We start from the raw sequence: 18,512 nt of genomic DNA on the forward strand, positions 1-18,512 counted from the left end.
CGTTACACCAGTCCAGTGCCGAACCGCGGCCGTACGCCGCGCCGACACGATGAGGTTGCCGTACCTATGCGCCACGCTGAAGGAGCCCGCGGTGAGTGCTGACCCGACGCAGGTCCTCGCTTTCGAGACCGACTGTCACATCTTCGACGGATGTGGCTTCCCCGGTCCGGGCCTGCACTCGTTCCTCTTCGAGCCGCTGTGGGGCGAAGCCGGCCTGACGAGCCCGTACTTCAACAAGCCGATGCTGCTGGCCCTCCTGGGCTCGATCATCATCGTGGCCTTCTTCTGGGCCGCCTTCGGCAAGCCGAAGGTCGTACCCGGCAAGCTGCAGATGATCGCCGAGAGCGGCTACGACTTCGTTCGCCGCGGCATCGTCTACGAGACGCTCGGCAAGAAGGAGGGCGAGAAGTACGTCCCCTTCATGGTCTCGCTGTTCTTCTTCGTGTGGATCCTGAACGTCTGGTCGATCGTCCCCGTGGCCCAGTTCCCGGTGACCGCGATCATCGCGTACCCGGCGATCCTGGCCGCGATCGTGTACTTCATCTGGATGTCGGTGACGTTCAAGCGCCACGGCTTCGTCGGCGGTCTGAAGAACCTGACCGGCTACGACAAGTCGCTCGGCCCGGTGCTCCCGCTGGTCATGGTCATCGAGTTCTTCTCGAACGTCCTGGTGCGCCCGTTCACCCACGCGGTCCGACTCTTCGCGAACATGTTCGCCGGTCACACGCTGCTGCTGCTCTTCACGATCGCCAGCTGGTACCTGCTGAACGGGATCGGCATCGCCTACGCCGGCGTCTCGTTCGTCATGGTCATCGTGATGACCGCCTTCGAGCTCTTCATCCAGGCTGTCCAGGCGTACGTCTTCGTCCTCCTGGCCTGCAGCTTCATCCAGGGCGCGCTCGCCGAGCACCACTGAGCCAGACCGCCCACCCCCATCCCCCTGTCGTCCGGTGGCCAACCCCCACCGGTCCGTGAAAGAGAAGGAAGAACTGGCATGTCCCAGATCCTTGCTGCCGCCGAAGGCGTCACCGGTTCCCTCAGCTCCATCGGTTACGGCCTCGCGGCCATCGGCCCGGGCGTCGGCGTCGGCATCATCTTCGGTAACGGTACGCAGGCCCTCGCCCGCCAGCCCGAGGCTGCCGGTCTGATCCGCGCCAACCAGATCCTCGGCTTCGCCTTCTGTGAGGCGCTCGCCCTCATCGGTCTGGTCATGCCGTTCGTCTACTAAGACGAGCCGACCACTAGTCCGATTAGACGAAAGGCACTGATGTGAACCTCCTGGTTCTCGCGGCCGAGACGGAAAACCCGCTCGTCCCGCCGATCCCCGAGCTCGTCATCGGTCTGATCGCCTTCGTCATCGTCTTCGGTTTCCTCGCGAAGAAGCTCCTCCCGAACATCAACAAGGTTCTGGACGAGCGCCGCGAGCAGATCGAGGGCGGTATCGAGAAGGCCGAGGCCGCTCAGACCGAGGCTCAGAGCGTGCTGGAGCAGTACAAGGCCCAGCTCGCCGAGGCCCGGCACGAGGCCGCGCGTCTGCGCCAGGAAGCGCTGGAGCAGGGCACTGCGCTCAAGGAAGAACTGCGCGCAGAGGGCCAGCGGCAGCGTGAGGAGATCATCGCTGCCGGCCACGCCCAGATCGCTGCCGACCGCAAGGCCGCCTCTCAGGCGCTGCGACAGGACGTGGGCAAGCTCGCCACCGACCTCGCCGGCAAGCTCGTCGGGGAGTCCCTCGAGGACGCCGCGCGACAGAGCCGCACCATCGACCGCTTCCTCAGCGAGCTTGAGGAGAAGGCCGAGGCGGCCCGATGAACGGAGCGAGCCGCGAGGCACTGGCCTCCGCGCGCGAGCGCCTCGACGCGCTGACGGACAACACGTCCGTCGACGCGGCGAAGCTCGCCGGTGAGCTGGCTGCCGTCACCGCGCTGCTCGACCGTGAGGTCTCGCTGCGCCGGGTCCTCACCGACCCGGCGCAGCCCGCCGAGGCCAAGGCCGAGCTGGCGCAGCGCCTGCTGGGCGGCCAGGTCGGCGGGGAGACCCTCGACCTGGTGGCGGGCATGGTCCGCTCCCGCTGGTCGCAGTCCCGCGACCTGGTGGACGCCCTGGAGGAGCTGGCGGACACCGCCGACCTCACGGCGGCCCAGCAGAGCGGTGCTCTCGACAGCGTCGAGGACGAGGTCTTCCGGTTCGGCCGGATCCTCGCCACCAGCACCGACCTGCGCGCCGCGCTGACCGACCGGAAGGCTTCCGCCTCCGCCAAGGGCACGCTGGTGCACAGCCTGCTCGACGGCAAGGCCGACGCCGCGACCGAGCGCCTGATCGCGCGTCTCGTCACGCACCCGCGGGGACGTAGCCTGGAAGGGGGCCTCGAGGCCCTGTCCAAGCTCGCCGCCGAGCGCCGCAACCGCATGGTCGCCACCGTGACCTCCGCGGTTCCGCTCAGCGATGCCCAGCGCAACCGCCTGGGCGCGGTGCTGGCCAAGCTGTACGGCCGTGAGATGCACCTGAACCTGGACGTGGACCCCGCGGTCCTCGGCGGGATCGTGGTGCGGGTCGGCGACGAGGTCATCGACGGCAGCATCGCGGAGCGCCTCTCCGAGGCGTCCCGCCGCATGGCCGGCTGACCGGCCGGCAACAGAACAAAGCATTCCTAGCGGCCCGGTTGGGCCGTGCAGAACTTGCAGAAGATTCCTGGGGGTCACCCCCAGACCCCTAAGAAGCTTCAGGCCCAACAAGGAGAGCAGGGAACCCAGATGGCGGAGCTCACGATCCGGCCGGAGGAGATCCGGGACGCACTGGAGAACTTCGTCCAGTCGTACAAGCCGGACGCGGCCTCGCGCGAGGAGGTCGGCACGGTCAGCCTTGCCGGCGACGGCATCGCGAAGGTGGAGGGTCTGCCCTCCGCCATGGCGAACGAGCTGCTGAAGTTCGAGGACGGCACCCTCGGCCTCGCCCTCAACCTCGAGGAGCGCGAGATCGGTGCGATCGTCCTCGGCGAGTTCAGCGGCATCGAGGAGGGCCAGTCGGTGCAGCGCACCGGCGAGGTCCTCTCCGTCGGCGTCGGCGAGGGCTACCTCGGCCGCGTTGTCGACCCGCTCGGCAACCCGATCGACGGTCTCGGCGAGATCGCGACCGAAGGCCGCCGCGCCCTCGAGCTGCAGGCCCCCGGCGTCATGGTCCGCAAGTCGGTCCACGAGCCCATGCAGACCGGCTACAAGGCCGTCGACGCGATGGTGCCGATCGGCCGCGGCCAGCGTCAGCTGATCATTGGTGACCGTCAGACCGGCAAGACCGCTCTGGCCGTCGACACGATCATCAACCAGCGCGACAACTGGCGCTCGGGCGACGTGAACAAGCAGGTCCGCTGCATCTACGTCGCCATCGGCCAGAAGGGCTCGACCATCGCGTCGGTCCGCGGCGCCCTCGAAGAGGCCGGCGCGCTCGAGTACACGACGATCGTCGCCGCCCCGGCGTCCGACCCGGCCGGCTTCAAGTACCTGGCGCCGTACACCGGTTCCGCCATCGGCCAGCACTGGATGTACGCCGGCAAGCACGTCCTGATCATCTTCGACGACCTGTCGAAGCAGGCCGACGCCTACCGCGCCGTGTCGCTGCTGCTGCGCCGCCCGCCGGGCCGCGAGGCCTACCCGGGTGACGTCTTCTACCTGCACTCGCGTCTGCTGGAGCGCTGCGCCAAGCTCTCCGACGACATGGGCGCCGGCTCGATGACCGGTCTGCCGATCGTCGAGACCAAGGCCAACGACGTCTCGGCGTTCATCCCGACCAACGTCATCTCCATCACCGACGGCCAGTGCTTCCTGGAGTCCGACCTGTTCAACGCCGGCCAGCGCCCGGCCCTGAACGTCGGTATCTCGGTCTCCCGCGTCGGTGGTTCCGCGCAGCACAAGGCCATGAAGCAGGTCTCCGGCCGTCTGCGCGTCGACCTGGCCCAGTACCGCGAGCTGGAGGCGTTCGCCGCCTTCGGTTCCGACCTGGACGCCGCGTCGAAGGCCGCGCTGGAGCGCGGCAAGCGCATGACCGAGCTGCTGAAGCAGGGCCAGTACCAGCCGATGCCGGTCGAGGAGCAGGTCGTCTCCGTCTGGGCCGGCACCACCGGCAAGATGGACGACGTCCCGGTCGCCGACATCCGCCGCTTCGAGTCGGAGCTGCTGGAGCACCTGCGCCGCGAGCGCAAGGACCTCCTCACCTCGATCGCCGAGGGCGGCAAGATGTCCGACGACACCCTGACCGCGATCGCCGACGCCATCGCCGGCTTCAAGCGGCAGTTCGAGACCTCGGACGGCAAGCTTCTGGGCGAGGACGCACCGGCCGTCAACGTCTCCAAGTGACGACGGAAGGGACCTGACTCATGGGAGCGCAGCTCCGGGTCTACAAGCGTCGCATCCGTGCCATCACGGCGACCAAGAAGATCACCAAGGCGATGGAGATGATCTCCGCCTCGCGCATCGTCAAGGCGCAGCGCAAGGTGGCGGCCTCCATGCCGTACGCGACCGAGCTCACCCGTGCGGTGACGGCGGTGGCGACCGGTTCGAACACCAAGCACGCCCTGACCACCGAGGTCGAGGCGCCGGTCCGCGCCGCGGTCCTGCTCATCACGAGCGACCGCGGTCTGGCCGGCGGCTACTCCTCGAACGCCATCAAGCAGGCCGACCGGCTCACCGAGCGGCTGCGCAGCGAGGGCAAGGAGGTCGACACGTACATCGTCGGCCGCAAGGGTGTCGCGTACTTCGGGTTCCGTGAGCGCAAGATCGCGGGCTCGTGGACCGGCTTCACCGACAGGCCGGAGTACGCCGACGCCAAGCGCGTCGCGGCGCCGCTGATCGAGGCCATCCAGCTGGAGACGGCCGAGGGCGGTGTCGACGAGCTGCACATCGTCTTCACGGAATTCGTGTCGATGATGACGCAGAACGCGGTGGACAGCCGGATGCTGCCGCTCAGCCTCGACCAGGCTGCGGAGGAGACCGGCGCGAAGGGCGAGATCCTTCCGCTGTTCGAGTTCGAGCCGTCGGCGGAGGACGTCCTCGACGCCCTGCTGCCGCGCTACGTCGAGAGCCGTATCTACAACGCACTGCTGCAGGCCGCTGCCTCCGAGCACGCCGCCCGCCGCCGCGCGATGAAGTCGGCGACCGACAACGCCGGTGAGCTCATCAAGAGCCTCTCCCGGCTTGCCAACGCGGCCCGCCAGGCCGAAATCACCCAGGAAATCAGCGAGATCGTCGGTGGCGCGAGCGCCATGGCCGACGCGACCGCGGGGAGTGACAAGTAATGACGACCTCTGTTGAGACGGCCGCCGCCACGGGCCGCGTCGCCCGGGTCATCGGCCCGGTCGTCGACGTGGAGTTCCCCGTCGACGCGATGCCCGACATCTACAACGCGCTGACCGTCCAGGTCGCCGACCCGGCCGAGGAGGGCGCGCTCAAGACGCTGACCCTCGAGGTCGCCCAGCACCTGGGTGACGGCCTGGTCCGCACGATCTCGATGCAGCCCACCGACGGCCTGGTCCGCCAGGCCGCGGTGACCGACACGGGTGCGGGCATCACCGTCCCGGTCGGCGACTTCACCAAGGGCAAGGTCTTCAACACCCTGGGTGAGGTGCTCAACTACCCGGAGGCCAACTCCGAGGTGACCGAGCGCTGGGCGATCCACCGCAAGGCCCCGAACTTCGACGAGCTCGAGTCGAAGACCGAGATGTTCGAGACCGGCGTCAAGGTCATCGACCTCCTCACCCCGTACGTCAAGGGTGGAAAGATCGGTCTGTTCGGTGGTGCCGGTGTCGGCAAGACCGTTCTGATCCAGGAAATGATCTACCGCGTCGCCAACAACCACGACGGTGTGTCGGTGTTCGCGGGCGTCGGTGAGCGCACCCGTGAGGGCAACGACCTCATCGAGGAGATGTCGGACTCCGGCGTTCTGGACAAGACCGCGCTGGTCTTCGGCCAGATGGACGAGCCCCCGGGCACCCGTCTGCGCGTCGCCCTGGCCGGTCTGACCATGGCGGAGTACTTCCGCGATGTGCAGAAGCAGGACGTGCTGTTCTTCATCGACAACATCTTCCGGTACACCCAGGCCGGTTCCGAGGTGTCGACCCTGCTCGGCCGCATGCCCTCCGCGGTGGGTTACCAGCCGAACCTGGCCGACGAGATGGGTCTCCTCCAGGAGCGCATCACCTCGACCCGTGGTCACTCGATCACCTCCATGCAGGCGATCTACGTCCCCGCCGACGACCTCACCGACCCGGCGCCGGCGACCACCTTCGCCCACCTCGACGCGACGACGGTTCTGTCCCGTCCGATCTCCGAGAAGGGCATCTACCCGGCCGTGGACCCGCTGGACTCCACGTCCCGGATCCTGGACCCGCGCTACATCGCGCAGGACCACTACAACGCCGCGATGCGCGTCAAGGGGATCCTCCAGAAGTACAAGGACCTCCAGGACATCATCGCGATCCTCGGTATCGACGAGCTGGGCGAGGAGGACAAGCTCGTTGTCCACCGTGCCCGTCGTGTCGAGCGCTTCCTGTCGCAGAACACCCACGTCGCCAAGCAGTTCACCGGCGTGGACGGTTCGGACGTTCCGCTCGACGAGTCGATCGCCGCGTTCAACGCGATCTGCGACGGTGAGTACGACCACTTCCCCGAGCAGGCGTTCTTCATGTGCGGTGGCATCGAGGACCTGAAGGCCAACGCCAAGGAGCTGGGCGTCTCCTGATCCGGCGCGCTCCTCCCGGAGCGCTCCCGGTTCGCTGGATTCCCCCGGAGAGGGACGGGTGTGTCCCGTCCCTCTCCCCACGCCCATTAGAATTTGACCCAACACCCGGCTGACCCGCCGGGTGGTGACCCGAGGAGCCACCTTGGCTGCTGAGCTGCACGTCGAGCTGGTCGCGGCGGACCGCAATGTCTGGTCCGGCGAGGCCACCCTGGTCGTCGCCCGCACCACGTCCGGCGACATCGGCGTCATGCCCGGTCACCAGCCGCTTCTCGGTGTGCTGGAATCGGGCCCGGTGACCATCCGTACCAGCGAGGGCGGCACGGTCGTCGCCGCGGTGCACGGCGGATTCATCTCGTTCGCGGACAACAAGCTGTCCCTGCTGGCCGAGATCGCCGAGCTCGCGGACGAGATCGACGTCCAGCGTGCGGAGCGGGCACTGGAGCGCGCGAAGGCGGAGGCCGACGCGGCCGCCGAGCGTCGCGCGGATGTCCGGCTGCGCGCGGTCGCGGGGCACTGAGCCCCGTAACCGAACAGGTTTGAAACCTCAGCCGCGGTCCGTTCCGGAATTTCCCGGGACGGGTCGCGGCTGAGGCGATGTAGGTCCGCCACGGGATCCGTCCGGTGGGGGACACAGTCGTCTGCGGTTTGTCGATGAGCGAGGAGGTCGGTGAAGATGCTCCTCGCTCTGCTTGTGAGCGGCCTGGTCGTAGCCCTGGTGGTGATCGGGCTGTTCGTGTTCGGCCTGCGCCGCAGACTCATCCAGCGCTCCGGCGGCACCTTCGACTGCAGCCTGCGCTGGGGCGTCTCCGAGGAGCCCGACGTCTCCGGCAAGGGCTGGGTGTACGGGGTCGCCCGCTACAGCGGTGACCGCATCGAGTGGTTCCGCGTCTTCTCGTACTCGCCCCGGCCGCGCCGGCTGCTGGAGCGCGCCTCGATCGAGGTGGTCGCCCGCCGCGCCCCGGAGGGCGAGGAGGAGCTGGCCCTGCTGTCCGACGCCGTCGTGCTCGGCTGTCTCCACCAGGGGACACGCCTGGAGCTGGCGATGAGCGAGGACGCGCTGACCGGGTTCCTGGCGTGGCTGGAGGCGGCGCCGCCCGGCCAGCGGGTGAATGTGGCCTGAGGCCGTAGGCCGGCCGGCCGTACAGGTGAGAAGCCGGGGAGACGGGGGGCGGACCCCGTCTCCCCGGCTTCGTCGTCCACCGGTTCAGTGCGTGGGGGTCACTGGAGCCCGGTGTGGATCGCGTTCGCGAGTTCGCCGTTCGCGGTGTCGCCGCTGAACTCCCAGAAGAAGGCGCCCCTGAGGCCCTGGCTCTTGGTCCAGCCCATCTTGCCGGCGATGGTCGCGGGGGTGTCGTAGCTCCACCAGTTGCTGCCGCACCGGCCGTACGCGGTGCCGGCGATCGTGGCGGTGGCGGGGCAGCTGCCCTTCAGCACCTTGTAGTCCTCGATGCCCTGCTCGTACGTGCCCGGCGCCGGTCCGGTGGCGGTGCCGCCGGGGGCGTCCTGGGTGACGCCGGTCCAGCCGCGGCCGTAGAAGCCGATGCCCAGGTTGAGCTTGGACGCGGCGATGCCCTTGCCCTTGAGCTTGGTGATGGCGGCCTCGGAGTTGAAGCCGGCGATCGGGATGCCCGCGTAGGAGGTGAGGGGGGAGTGCGGGGCGGTGGGGCCCTTGGCGTCCCAGGCGCCGAAGAAGTCGTAGGTCATGACGTTGTAGAAGTCGACGTACTGGGCGGCGCCGGCGTAGTCGGCGAGGTCGAGCTTGCCGCCGTTGGAGCCGTCGGCGGAGATGGCGGCCGTGACCAGGTTGCTGCCGCCGAACTTGGCGCGCAGGGCGGAGAGCAGGTTCTTCAGGGAGGCGGCGCCGCTGGTGTCGCAGGACAGTCCGCAGGCGTTCGGGTACTCCCAGTCGATGTCGATGCCGTCGAAGACGTCGGCCCAGCGCGGGTCCTCGACCAGGCTGTAGCAGGAGTCGGCGAAGGCGGCGGGGTTCGCGGCGGCCTGGCCGAAGCCGCCGGACCAGGTCCAGCCGCCGAAGGACCACAGGACCTTCAGGTTCGGGTACTGGGCCTTGAGCTTGCGCAGCTGGTTGAAGTTGCCGCGCAGCGGCTGGTCCCAGGTGTCGGCCTTGCCGTCGACGCTCTGGTCGGCGGTGTAGGCCTTGTCGTAGTCGGCGTAGGCGTCGCCGACGGTGCACTTGCCGCCCTGGACGTTGCCGAAGGCGTAGTTGATGTGGGTGATCTTCGCGGCCGAGCCGGAGGTCACCAGGTTCTTCACGTGGTAGTTGCGCTGGTAGACGCCCCAGTCGGTGAAGTAGCCGAGCTTGACCCTGCCGCCCGGGTCGGGGGGTGTGGTGCCGCCGCCGGCCGTGGTGACCGACAGGGTGCCGGAGGCCGGGCCGGTCTGGTCGGCGGTGTCGCGGGCGGTCACGCTGTAGCCGTACGTGGTGGCCTTGGTCAGGCCGGTGTCGGTGTAGCTCGTCCCGGTGACCGTAGCGATCTTGACGCCGCCGCGGAAGACGTCGTAGTTCTTCACTCCCTTGTCGTCGGTGGCGGCGCTCCAGCCGAGGGTCAGGGAGGTCTCGGTGACCCCGCTCGCGGTGGGGGTGCCGGGGGCGGACGGCGGGTTGTCGGCGGGGGTGGTGCCGCCCTCGCAGGGCGCTCCGTTGATCTTGCACCCGGCGGGGGCGCCGGAGCCGGTGCCGTTGAAGCCGAAGCTGACGGTGGCGCCGGGGGCGAGGGTGCCGTTGTAGGACTTGTTCTTTCCGGTCCAGTGGGTGCCCGAGCCGGTCACGTCGGCGTCCCAGGCGGAGGTGACCGCGGTGCCGGCGGGGTAGTCCCATTCCACGGTCCAGCTCGTGAGGGTGGTCGTGCCGGTGTTCTTCACCGTCCACTTGCCCTCGAAGCCGGAGCCCCAGTCGGAGACCTTCGTGTACGTCGCCGTCGCCGATCCGGCGGCCTGTGCGGGGCCGGCCAGGGCCACGAGGCCGGCGGCGGGCAGGGCGAAGGCGGCCGCGGCGGCGGCGAGCCTCCTGAACAGACGCGTGCGGGGTGGGGGTGCTGTGCTCAAGGGTGCTCCTCCGGAGGTCCGTCGCGGCCGTGGGGCCGACCACGACATGGGGGTGGGACCTGCGCCGCCCGTGAGCATGCTTGTCATGGCATGCTCACCACAGTAGCGGTGAGCGTAGAAAGGTCTGGACCAAGCGTCAAGAGGTCCAGACCTGAGGCAGTGGTGTGCTCCAGGACCGCTCCGGCGCGGTTCCGGTACGGACTCCGCGCCGGTCTCCCGTGTGCGGCTACAGGACGAGCTCCTGCGCCAGCACCGCCGCCTGCACCCGGCTGCGCAGCCCCAGCTTGCCCAGCAGCCTGCTGACGTGCGTCTTCACCGTCGCCTCCGCCATCTCCAGCCGGACCGCGATCTCCGCGTTCGACAGCCCCTCGCCCAGGCAGCCCAGCACCTCCCGCTCCCGGCGCGTCAGCGAGGCCACCGCGGCGGCCGTCTGCGGCGCCACCGGCTCCCGTACGGTCTGCGGAGCCGCGAACTCCGCGATCAGCCGCCGGGTCACCGCCGGGGCGATCAGCCCCTCGCCGCGCGCGACCGTCCGCACCGCCTCGATCAGCTCGGCGGCCTCCGCGTTCTTCAGCAGGAAGCCCGCCGCCCCCGCGCGCAGCGCGCCGAACACGTACTCGTCCAGGTCGAAGGTGGTCAGCACCAGGACGTCGGCCAGCTGCTCGGCCACCACCTGCCGCGTCGCCGACACCCCGTCGAGCCGCGGCATCTGCACGTCCATGAGGACGAGGTCCGGCCTCAGCTCCCGGGCCAGGCGCACCGCCTCCTGGCCGTCCGCCGCCTCGCCCGCGACCTCGATGTCGCCGGCGCTGCGCAGGATCAGCACGAGCCCGGCCCGTACCGCGCTCTGGTCCTCGGCCACCACCACCCGGATCGTCATCCGGCCACCGCCTTCTCCTCCGCGGGCAGGACCGCCCGCACCTGCCAGAGCGGGCCCGCCGGGCCCGCCGTGAACTCCCCGCCGAGCAGCTCCGTACGCTCCCGCATGCCGATCAGCCCGGCCCCCGAGCCCGGGGCGCGCGGCCCCGGCTGCTGCCCGCCGTACGGGGAGTCCACGCCCACGGTCAGCAGGCCGTCGGCCCGGGAGACCCGGACCCGTACGGTGCCCGGGGCGGCGTGCTTGAGGGCGTTGGTCAAGGATTCCTGCACGATCCGGTACGCCGCCAGCTCCACCGGCGCGGGCAGCGGCTGCCCGGGCGGGCGCCCGTCGTGCAGGACGAAGTCCAGCCCGCTCGCCGTGCCGTTGGTCCGGGCCTGTTCCAGGAGGGCGTCGAGCCCGTCGAGGGAGGGAGTGGCGACCGCCTCCTGCTCCGCGCCCGCCGCCCGCAGCAGCCCGATCAGCCGGCGCATGTCGGCCAGCCCCTGCACGCTGTTCTCGCGGATCACCCCGAGGGCCTCGCGGCTGGTCGCGGGGGAGTCGATGGAGAGCGCCGCGGTGGAGTGGATGGCGATCGCGGACAGGTGGTTGGCGACCATGTCGTGCAGCTCGCGGGCCATCCGGGCCCGTTCGGAGGCCACGGCCTGCGTACGGTCCATCTCGGCCAGCAGCGCGGTCTGCTCGGCGCGCAGCCGAGCGGCCTCGGCGGCCTCGCGCTGGTTGCGCAGGGTGGCGCCGGTCAGGGCCGGGCCGAAGCTGACGATGCCGGTGATGACGCCGATCATCAGGGCCTGCGGGGTGCGCAACCAGGCCACGGAGGCGACGGTGACGACGACCGTGACCAGGCCCGTGCTGATCGGCAGCCGCCGGGCCATGGTCGGTTTGCCGTAGACGACGGCCGCGTACATCAGGTCGGTGAAGATGATGACGGTGCCCAGGTTGCCCACCGTGAACTGGTCGGCGATCACCGCGGCGGTGCCGACGGCCAGCGTGAGGCCGGGCGCGCTGCGCCGCAGCAGCTCCATCGGCCCGATGGCGAGCAGAGGCACCAGGGCCGCCCAGGCGGGGAAGAAGTGCCGGTTGTTCGTGCTGTAGACGCCCAGGGACCACAGCAGTACGCCGGCGAGCACGCTGACCACCGCGAGGAGCACGTCGTCGCGGTGCGGGCGCGGGAAGCGGGGGTCCGGGGGGTTCGGGCGGTTCGGGGTGGGCGCGGCCTCGGTCACGGCTCCATCCAACACGGTCGAGCGGGTGCGGGCCTCGCCGCCGGGGCTGACTGCCGGGCGGTCCGCAGTACACCGAAGGATGCAGCCGCGGTTCGTCACCGGCGACGACGAGGCGGAGCGGATCGGACGGGAGGCTTGGGGAAACCCGTCATGCGAACCGCTGCGAACCGAGCGGAAGGGAGAGCCCTCGTGCTCGTCGCCCTGATCATCGCCTGCGAGATCGGCTTCTGGGTGCTGCTGGCCGCCGGACTGGCGCTGCGCTACCTCGCGCACATGCCCCGGCTGGGCGCAGCGCTGCTGCTGTGCGAACCGCTGCTGGAGCTGGTGCTGCTCGCGGTCACCACCTGGGACCTGAAGAACGGCGGCGAGCCGAGCTGGACCCACGGCTTGGCCGCCCTCTACATCGGCTACACCGTCGGATACGGCCACTACACGGTGAAGTGGCTCGACCGGCACGCCGCGCACCGGCTGGCCGGCGGGCCGAAGCCGCCCGGCCCCACGTACGGCAAGGAGCGGGCCCGGCACGAGTGGAAGCTGTGGATCCGGACGTTGGTCGCCGCGGCCGTCGCCCTAGGGCTGCTGGAGGGCGCCATCCGGTACGTGGGCGACGCCGCGGACACCTCCGGACTGCGGGGCTGGGAGCTCGGCGCGCTGCGCGCGCTGGCCATCCACACCGTCGTGGCCGTCACCTACACGATCTGGCCCCGCAAGGCCCCGGCCGGGGCGGGCGGGAGCGCGGACGCGGCCTCCTCGGAAGGCGGTCCTGCGGAAGCACCCCTGGCCGGGAGGGGGCGCCGTTCCTAGCCGCGCTCGCCGCCCGGGACCCAGAGCACGTCCCCGATCTCCTTGTTGGCCGTACGGGCCAGGATGAACAGCAGGTCGGAGAGGCGGTTGAGGTAGGTGGCGGTCAGCGGGTTCATCACCTCGCCGTGCACCTCCAGCGCCGCCCAGGTGGAGCGCTCGGCCCGCCGGACCACGGTGCACGCCTGGTGCAGCAGGGCCGCGCCGGGGGTGCCGCCGGGCAGGATGAAGCTGCGCAGCTTCTCCAGCTCCGCGTTGAAGCGGTCGCAGTCCGCCTCCAGCTTGTCGACGTAGAACTGCTCGACGCGCAGCGGCGGGTACTCGGGGTTCTCGACCACCGGGGTGCACAGGTCGGCGCCCACGTCGAACAGGTCGTTCTGCACCCGGACGAGCACCTTCACGACGTCCTCCGGCAGGCTGCCGAGGGCGATCGCCGTGCCGATGGCCGCATTGGCCTCGTTGGCATCGGCATAGGCCGAAATGCGCAGGTCGGTCTTGGCCGTGCGGCTCATGTCGCCGAGCGCGGTCGTGCCCTTGTCGCCGGTGCGGGTGTAGATGCGCGTGAGGTTCACCATGCGGCCAGCGTAATGAGCCCCGCCGGAAAAATTCCGCGCGGTCCTGCGCCGCCCCGGCCTATCGTTCCGGCCGGGGGCCGACGTCCGGCCCGGAAGCGGGAGAAACGCACCTTTGACCGACATCTTCACCCTCTGGCAGCGGGCCGAGACGGCCAAGTGGGTCGATGTGACCGCCGGTTTCCTCGCCGCGCGCCATCCCCGGGACTCCGCCGAGCACGCCGAGGTGCTGGCACGGGCCCGCGCCGTCCACGAGGCGCTGGAGCGGGGCGAGCCCTGTGCGGCGGACTCCGATGAGGCGCTCTGGCTGCGGATCCGGGCGGTGGAACTGGCGGACGCGCCGTACGCCCCGGGGGTCGTGCGGCCCGCCGAGGAGGACGCGCAGGTGCGCGACTACCTCAAGGACCTCGTGGCCCGGGAGCCGGCCGCCGAGCGGCCGGGGTGGGAGGAGCAGGAGGCACTGTTCCACGCACACATCACGCTGTCGGTGGTCTCCCGCCGGCTGTGCGCGGACCCGGCCCTGACCGCCTCGGACCACGAGGACGTGCACTACCTCGTCGCCCGCGGCCGGATGGCCCTGGACCTGTGCCATGTGCCCGCCGCGGAGCGCGAGGCCGGCCGGCTGCGTCAGCTGGAGGAGCGTGTCCTCGGCAGGGCCCGCGGTGGCGGGGAGTGACGGCGGGTGAACTCCGCGGCGGGCGCCGGGCGGTGGGCCGTCCCGGTGTGATGTCCGTCATCTGAGACGTGACGCGTGTTACTTCCCGGTCACAGTGCCCCTCACGACCGCTAGTCTCCGGCCGAGAGGCTACGAGACTGAGCCGTTTCAAGAACGAGGGGTGTGCAGTGGCTGGGAAGCTCGCCGTCATCGGTGCGGGGCTGATGGGTTCCGGAATCGCTCAGGTCTCCGCGCAGGCGGGGTGGGACGTGGTGCTGCGCGACGTCACCGACGCCGCGCTGACCCGGGGCACCGACGGCATCAAGGCCTCGTACGACAAGTTCGTCTCCAAGGGGAAGATGACGGCCGAGGACGCCGAGGCCGCCCTCGCCCGCATCACGACCACGACCGACCTGGACGCGGTCGCCGACGTCGACATCGTCGTCGAGGCCGTCTTCGAGAAGCTCGAGGTCAAGCACGAGATCTTCCGCTCTCTGGACAAGCTCGTACGCGAGGACGCGATCCTGGCGTCCAACACCTCCGCCATCCCGATCACCAAGATCGCGGCCGTGACGGAGCGTCCGGAGCGCGTCGTCGGCGCCCACTTCTTCTCGCCCGTCCCGATGATGCAGCTGTGCGAGCTCGTCCGCGGCTACAAGACCAGCGACGAGACCCTCGCCGCGACGCGCGCGTTCGCCGAGTCGGTCGGCAAGACCTGCATCGTCGTCAACCGCGACGTCGCCGGGTTCGTGACGACCCGTCTGATCTCCGCGCTCGTCGTGGAAGCCGCGAAGCTGTACGAATCGGGCGTCGCCTCCGCCGAGGACATCGACATCGCCTGCAAGCTCGGCTTCGGCCACGCGATGGGGCCGCTGGCCACCGCCGACCTGACCGGCGTCGACATCCTGCTGCACGCCACCAGCAACATCTACACCGAGTCCCAGGACGAGAAGTTCGCGCCGCCGGAGCTGATGCGCCGCATGGTCGACGCGGGCGACTTCGGCCGCAAGACCGGCCAGGGCTTCTACAAGCACTGAGGCATCGCGGCCGCGGCTTCGGCCGGGGCCGCCACCGGGGCGCCGGGCCCGATCGCCAGTTCGCCCATCCATCCCCTCGGGTGAATTAGGTATCGGTTCGCTCACGGTCGGCAACTTCACTGCCCGCGCGGCAGTCAGTTGCAGTGAAAGTTGCCGACCACGGACCGGTCGGATCAGACGGATCAGACGGATCAGACGGATCAGACGGCCCGGACGGAACAGACGGACCACAGAGGCCACACGGACCACACGGCCCATACGACGCAAGGACTGCCGGGAGCGGATATGCACATCAGGGGCGACCACGCCGAACTCGCTGTCGGGGGCCGCCTCGACGTGCGCAGCGCGGCGGACGCCCGTACGGCCCTCCACAGCGCCCTCGATCACGGCCACGGCGACCTCGTGCTCGACCTCACCGGGCTCGACTCCTGGGACGCCACCGGCCTCGGGGTGATCATGGGCGCACACCGGCGGGCCGGCCGGGCCGGCCGCCGCCTCGTCCTGCGCGGAGTGCCCCCGCAGATGCAGCGGCTGCTCGTCGCCACCCGGCTCCACCGCATCCTCGCCATCGAGGGCGGCCTGGAAGCGGAATCCCTCCCGAGGGTCTGAACAGCAGTCCTCCGCATTTCCTGCGGAAACGTAACGGTCCGGTGGTGGACGCCCCCCTGCGGTTCCGTGCACGGCCGGCCACCGTCTAGGGTCGGGCGGAAACCGGACCGGTAGCGACAGCGGAATGTGCGAAGGCCGGGGCAACACGGCAACGGCGCACGACGCGATCGGGGGACTTGGTCATGGACCGCACACAGGGGCAGGCCGAACCGGTGGAGCAGTCCACGGCGGCCGGCGGGCCGCACCCGGCATCCGCCTCCACCCCCGTGGCCCGGATCGCCACCCTCACCGCAGGGGACTACACCCTCACCGTCAACCCCGTCGACGGCAGCGAGATCGCCCCCCGCCGCCCCGGTACCGGCGCCGCCCGTCCCGCCAAGCGCGACGCGGCCTCGCGCCGGGCCGCCGAGGCCGCCCTCCGGCCGCCCGCTCTGCCCGGCTCCGCGGGCGCCCCCCGGACGCCGCTGCTCGCGCGCGACGAGGAACGCGCCCGCCTCGTACGGCTCCTGAGCCGCGGCCGCTCCGTACGGCTCACCGGCCCGGCCGGCTCCGGCCGCACCGCCCTCCTCGACGCGGTCGCCGCGGACTGCGCCGGCCTCGCGCCCGACGGCGTCGTCCGCCTCAGCGGCCACGGGCACCAGCAGCCCGGCGAGCTGCTGCACACGCTGTACGGCACCGTCTTCGAGGCCTCCTCGGAACGGCCCGACCGGATCGAACTCCTCGCCCGCGTACGGGACATCGGCGCGATCGTGCTCCTCGACGACCTCGAACTCGGCCCCGCCGCCCTCGACGAGCTGCTGCGGGCCACCCCCGAGTGCGCCTACGTGCTGGCCGGCACGGCCGAGGACGGCCGCGGCCCCGACGACGCCGCCCTGGACGAGGTCGTCCTCGGCGGCCTCGGCCGGGCCGACTGCCGGGAACTGCTCGAAGCCCGCCTGGGACGGCCGCTGACCGACGAGGAGACCGCCTGGGCGGAGGACCTCCGCTTCGCCTCCGACGGGCTGCCGCTGCGCTTCGTCCAGGCGGCCGCGCTGCTGCGCCGGCGCGATGAGCTCAACCGGGCCGCCGCCGCGCACCACGACGAGGACGAGGACGAGCCCGGCGTCTTCGAGGAGCGGCCGCGCGACGCCGCCCCGACGCCGATGCCGACCCTCGCCGAGGGCGCCGCCCCGGCCGAGCTGCTCGCCGCCCGGGTCAGCGAGTCGGCGCGGGCCGCCCTGCGGATCGCGTGCGCGCTCGGCGGCGAGCTGCCGCACCCCGCGCACCTGCCGGCCCTGGTCGGCGACACCCACGCCGATGCGGCCGTCGCCGAACTGCTCGCCGCCGGACTCATCACCCCCGTCGGGCCGCGCTACCGGCTCGCCGCCGGGGTCGCCCGCCAGCTGGAGGAGGCCGGATACGGGGACACCGCCGCCGAGGAGGCCCGTACGGCCGCCCGCCACTACGCCTGGTGGACCGGACACGCCTCCGTCACCCCCGAGCGGATCGCGGCCGAGGCCGACGCGGTGCTCGCTGCGCTCGCCGGCGCCGATGTGGTCGCCGCCGTGCTGCTGGCCCGCACCGCCGCACCCGCGTTCGCCGCCTCGCGGCAGTGGGAGGCCTGGGGGCGGGTGCTGCGGGCGGGGGCCGAGGCAGCGCGCAAGGCGGGGGAGGTCGCGGAGCAGGCGTACTTCCACCACGAGCTCGGCGTGCTGGCGCTGTGCGAGGGGCGGCTGGGTCGGGCGCGGGCCGAGCTGGAGGCGTCCATCGGGCTGAAGGGGGCGCTGGCGGACAAGCGGGGCACCGTGGCCGGGCGCAGGGCGCTGGCGCTGGTCACGGACCGGGAGGCCGCCGGGGCGCCGGCGTCCCCGCCGCTGCGGTTGGCGGCGCCGGCGGAGGGGGCTCCGGCGAAGCCGGCTCCGGCGAAGGCGGCGCCCCTGAAGCCCGCTCCGGTGAAGCCCGCTCCGGTGAAGGCGGCTCCCGTGAAGGCGGCTCCCGTGAAGGCCGCGGCCGAGGGGGCCACGACCCCGCTGCCCGTGGCTCCGGCCGGCTCCGAGGCGGCCACCACCGCCGTGCCGGTGATCCGGCGGGCCGTGGCGCCGAGCTCGCTGTCGGAGGTGTTCGAGGATGCGTTCCCCCTCGACCCGAAGCCGACCCCTGCGGCCGGCCCGGCCCCGGCCCCGGCCTCTGCCCCGGCGTGGCAGCAGCAGCAGCGCCGCAAGCCGGTGCTGCTGGCGGTGGCCGGTGCGCTGACGGTGGCGGTGCTGGGCACGGTGATCGGGCTGGCGATGTCCTCCTCGGACTCCGAGGGGGCCGGCAGCGGGCCCGCGACCTCGTCGACGCCGGCGCCGGCTGCGCCGGACGCGTCGGGGGAGGCGGCCGTGCCGGGCGTGCCGGGGGGCGGGAACGATTCTGCTCCGCAGCCGGGGGCGGGGTCCGCGGAGCCGTCCGAGGCCGCCGAGCCGGGGCAGGCACCCGGCACGACCCCCTCGCCCGGCGGCCCCTCCCGCCGGCCGTCGTCGGGGGCGTCGTCCCCGACCGGCTCGACGCCGACCGTGCCGTCGGGCCCGGCGAGCCCGTCCCACCCGACGACCCCGTCGACGTCGCCGTCCCCGTCCCAGTCCCCGTCCACCAGCCCGACGGCCACGGCCACGGTCGTCACACCCCCGCAGTAACCCCGGGGCCCCGCCCCGCCCCGCCGACGGGGCCGGAAGTGCCGGCCCCGAGACCGTCGGCGGGCTCGCGAGGCGGCCGGATTGCGCAGCGGTGGCTTTGCCATCGAAGCGGGGGGCGGGCAGATCCAGCCCCGCCGGCGTTTGAGGCGCGGGGTGTGGGGCAGCGCCCCACGGCATCCGGCTGCGCCGGCATCCGGCTGCGCCGGCATCCGGCTGCGCCGGCATCCGGCTGCGCCGGCATCCGGCTGCGCCGGCCTCCAGATCGGAAGAGCGTCGGGGAGGGAAAGAG

18 protein-coding genes are annotated in these 18,512 nt (G+C 71.5%); 14 read left to right on the plus strand and 4 right to left on the minus strand.

All coding sequences use genetic code 11. The features are described 5' to 3' along the window. Nucleotides 1–76: 76 nt before the first annotated feature. From atpB to AB0953_RS10115, 9 genes are all read left to right on the plus strand, one after another. Nucleotides 77–916 (plus strand): F0F1 ATP synthase subunit A, encoded by an 840-nt coding sequence (gene atpB / locus AB0953_RS10075; protein WP_366858955.1) that lies wholly within the window; start codon nucleotides 77–79, stop codon nucleotides 914–916. Nucleotides 917–994: 78 nt separating this feature from the next. Continuing rightward, nucleotides 995–1,228 (plus strand): ATP synthase F0 subunit C, encoded by a 234-nt coding sequence (gene atpE, locus AB0953_RS10080; RefSeq protein ID WP_355965164.1) that lies wholly within the window; start codon nucleotides 995–997, stop codon nucleotides 1,226–1,228. A gap of 41 nt (nucleotides 1,229–1,269) precedes the next feature. Continuing rightward, a complete protein-coding gene (locus tag AB0953_RS10085) occupies nucleotides 1,270–1,809 on the plus strand; it encodes a F0F1 ATP synthase subunit B (RefSeq protein ID WP_030295274.1) in 540 nt (179 codons plus the stop codon). Then, a complete protein-coding gene (locus tag AB0953_RS10090; RefSeq protein ID WP_366858918.1) occupies nucleotides 1,806–2,621 on the plus strand; it encodes a F0F1 ATP synthase subunit delta in 816 nt (271 codons plus the stop codon). Before AB0953_RS10085 ends, AB0953_RS10090 begins: the two co-directional genes overlap by 4 nt. Nucleotides 2,622–2,750: 129 nt before the next feature. Then, complete coding sequence (atpA, locus tag AB0953_RS10095; RefSeq protein WP_366858919.1) at nucleotides 2,751–4,346, plus strand: F0F1 ATP synthase subunit alpha; 1,596 nt, start codon at nucleotides 2,751–2,753, stop codon at nucleotides 4,344–4,346. Nucleotides 4,347–4,366: 20 nt separating this feature from the next. Then, on the plus strand, nucleotides 4,367–5,284 hold the full coding sequence (locus AB0953_RS10100; protein ID WP_366858920.1) for a F0F1 ATP synthase subunit gamma: 918 nt from the start codon (nucleotides 4,367–4,369) through the stop codon (nucleotides 5,282–5,284). Continuing rightward, entirely contained in the window at nucleotides 5,284–6,726 is a 1,443-nt protein-coding gene (atpD, locus tag AB0953_RS10105) for a F0F1 ATP synthase subunit beta (RefSeq protein WP_366858921.1), read from the plus strand. The genes AB0953_RS10100 and atpD overlap by 1 nt, the downstream gene beginning before the upstream one ends. Before the next feature lie 142 nt (nucleotides 6,727–6,868). After that, complete coding sequence (locus AB0953_RS10110; RefSeq protein ID WP_366858922.1) at nucleotides 6,869–7,243, plus strand: F0F1 ATP synthase subunit epsilon; 375 nt, start codon at nucleotides 6,869–6,871, stop codon at nucleotides 7,241–7,243. A gap of 156 nt (nucleotides 7,244–7,399) precedes the next feature. After that, nucleotides 7,400–7,846 carry a DUF2550 domain-containing protein gene (locus tag AB0953_RS10115; protein ID WP_366858923.1) on the plus strand — a complete coding sequence of 149 codons (447 nt, stop codon included), beginning with the start codon at nucleotides 7,400–7,402 and terminating at the stop codon, nucleotides 7,844–7,846. Between the two features lie 98 nt (nucleotides 7,847–7,944). On the opposite strand, the gene AB0953_RS10120 is transcribed toward AB0953_RS10115, so the two are convergent. The 3 genes from AB0953_RS10120 to AB0953_RS10130 form a co-directional block, all read right to left on the minus strand. Beyond that, on the minus strand, nucleotides 7,945–9,840 hold the full coding sequence (locus tag AB0953_RS10120) for a glycoside hydrolase family 18 chitinase (RefSeq protein WP_366858956.1): 1,896 nt from the start codon (nucleotides 9,838–9,840) through the stop codon (nucleotides 7,945–7,947). 178 nt (nucleotides 9,841–10,018) lie between these two features. After that, nucleotides 10,019–10,672, minus strand: a complete 654-nt coding sequence (locus tag AB0953_RS10125) for a response regulator transcription factor (RefSeq protein WP_366858924.1) — start codon at nucleotides 10,670–10,672, stop codon at nucleotides 10,019–10,021. Next, on the minus strand, nucleotides 10,669–11,895 hold the full coding sequence (locus AB0953_RS10130) for a histidine kinase (RefSeq protein WP_366858925.1): 1,227 nt from the start codon (nucleotides 11,893–11,895) through the stop codon (nucleotides 10,669–10,671). The genes AB0953_RS10125 and AB0953_RS10130 overlap by 4 nt, the downstream gene beginning before the upstream one ends. A gap of 189 nt (nucleotides 11,896–12,084) precedes the next feature. On the opposite strand from AB0953_RS10130, the gene AB0953_RS10135 reads away from it, so the two are divergent. Next, nucleotides 12,085–12,699 (plus strand): hypothetical protein, encoded by a 615-nt coding sequence (locus tag AB0953_RS10135; RefSeq protein ID WP_366858926.1) that lies wholly within the window; start codon nucleotides 12,085–12,087, stop codon nucleotides 12,697–12,699. Here the strand turns inward: AB0953_RS10135 and AB0953_RS10140 are convergent. Then, nucleotides 12,696–13,271, minus strand: coding sequence for a cob(I)yrinic acid a,c-diamide adenosyltransferase (locus AB0953_RS10140; protein WP_362176516.1), 576 nt, complete (start codon nucleotides 13,269–13,271; stop codon nucleotides 12,696–12,698). The genes AB0953_RS10135 and AB0953_RS10140 overlap by 4 nt on opposite strands. Before the next feature lie 112 nt (nucleotides 13,272–13,383). Between AB0953_RS10140 and AB0953_RS10145 the strand changes: the two genes are divergently transcribed. The 4 genes from AB0953_RS10145 to AB0953_RS10160 all read left to right on the plus strand — a co-directional run bounded on the left by AB0953_RS10145 (nucleotide 13,384) and on the right by AB0953_RS10160 (nucleotide 18,223). Then, on the plus strand, nucleotides 13,384–13,944 hold the full coding sequence (locus AB0953_RS10145; RefSeq protein WP_366858927.1) for a hypothetical protein: 561 nt from the start codon (nucleotides 13,384–13,386) through the stop codon (nucleotides 13,942–13,944). A 167-nt stretch (nucleotides 13,945–14,111) separates the two neighbouring features. Then, nucleotides 14,112–14,960 carry a 3-hydroxyacyl-CoA dehydrogenase family protein gene (locus AB0953_RS10150; protein WP_361906846.1) on the plus strand — a complete coding sequence of 283 codons (849 nt, stop codon included), beginning with the start codon at nucleotides 14,112–14,114 and terminating at the stop codon, nucleotides 14,958–14,960. 285 nt (nucleotides 14,961–15,245) lie between these two features. After that, a complete protein-coding gene (locus tag AB0953_RS10155; RefSeq protein ID WP_366858928.1) occupies nucleotides 15,246–15,569 on the plus strand; it encodes an STAS domain-containing protein in 324 nt (107 codons plus the stop codon). Between the two features lie 182 nt (nucleotides 15,570–15,751). Continuing rightward, entirely contained in the window at nucleotides 15,752–18,223 is a 2,472-nt protein-coding gene (locus tag AB0953_RS10160) for an ATP-binding protein (RefSeq protein ID WP_366858929.1), read from the plus strand. The last annotated feature ends 289 nt before the right edge of the window (nucleotides 18,224–18,512 follow it).

This window comes from Streptomyces sp. NPDC046866 (assembly GCF_040704625.1).
Classification (GTDB): Bacteria; Actinomycetota; Actinomycetes; order Streptomycetales; family Streptomycetaceae; genus Streptomyces.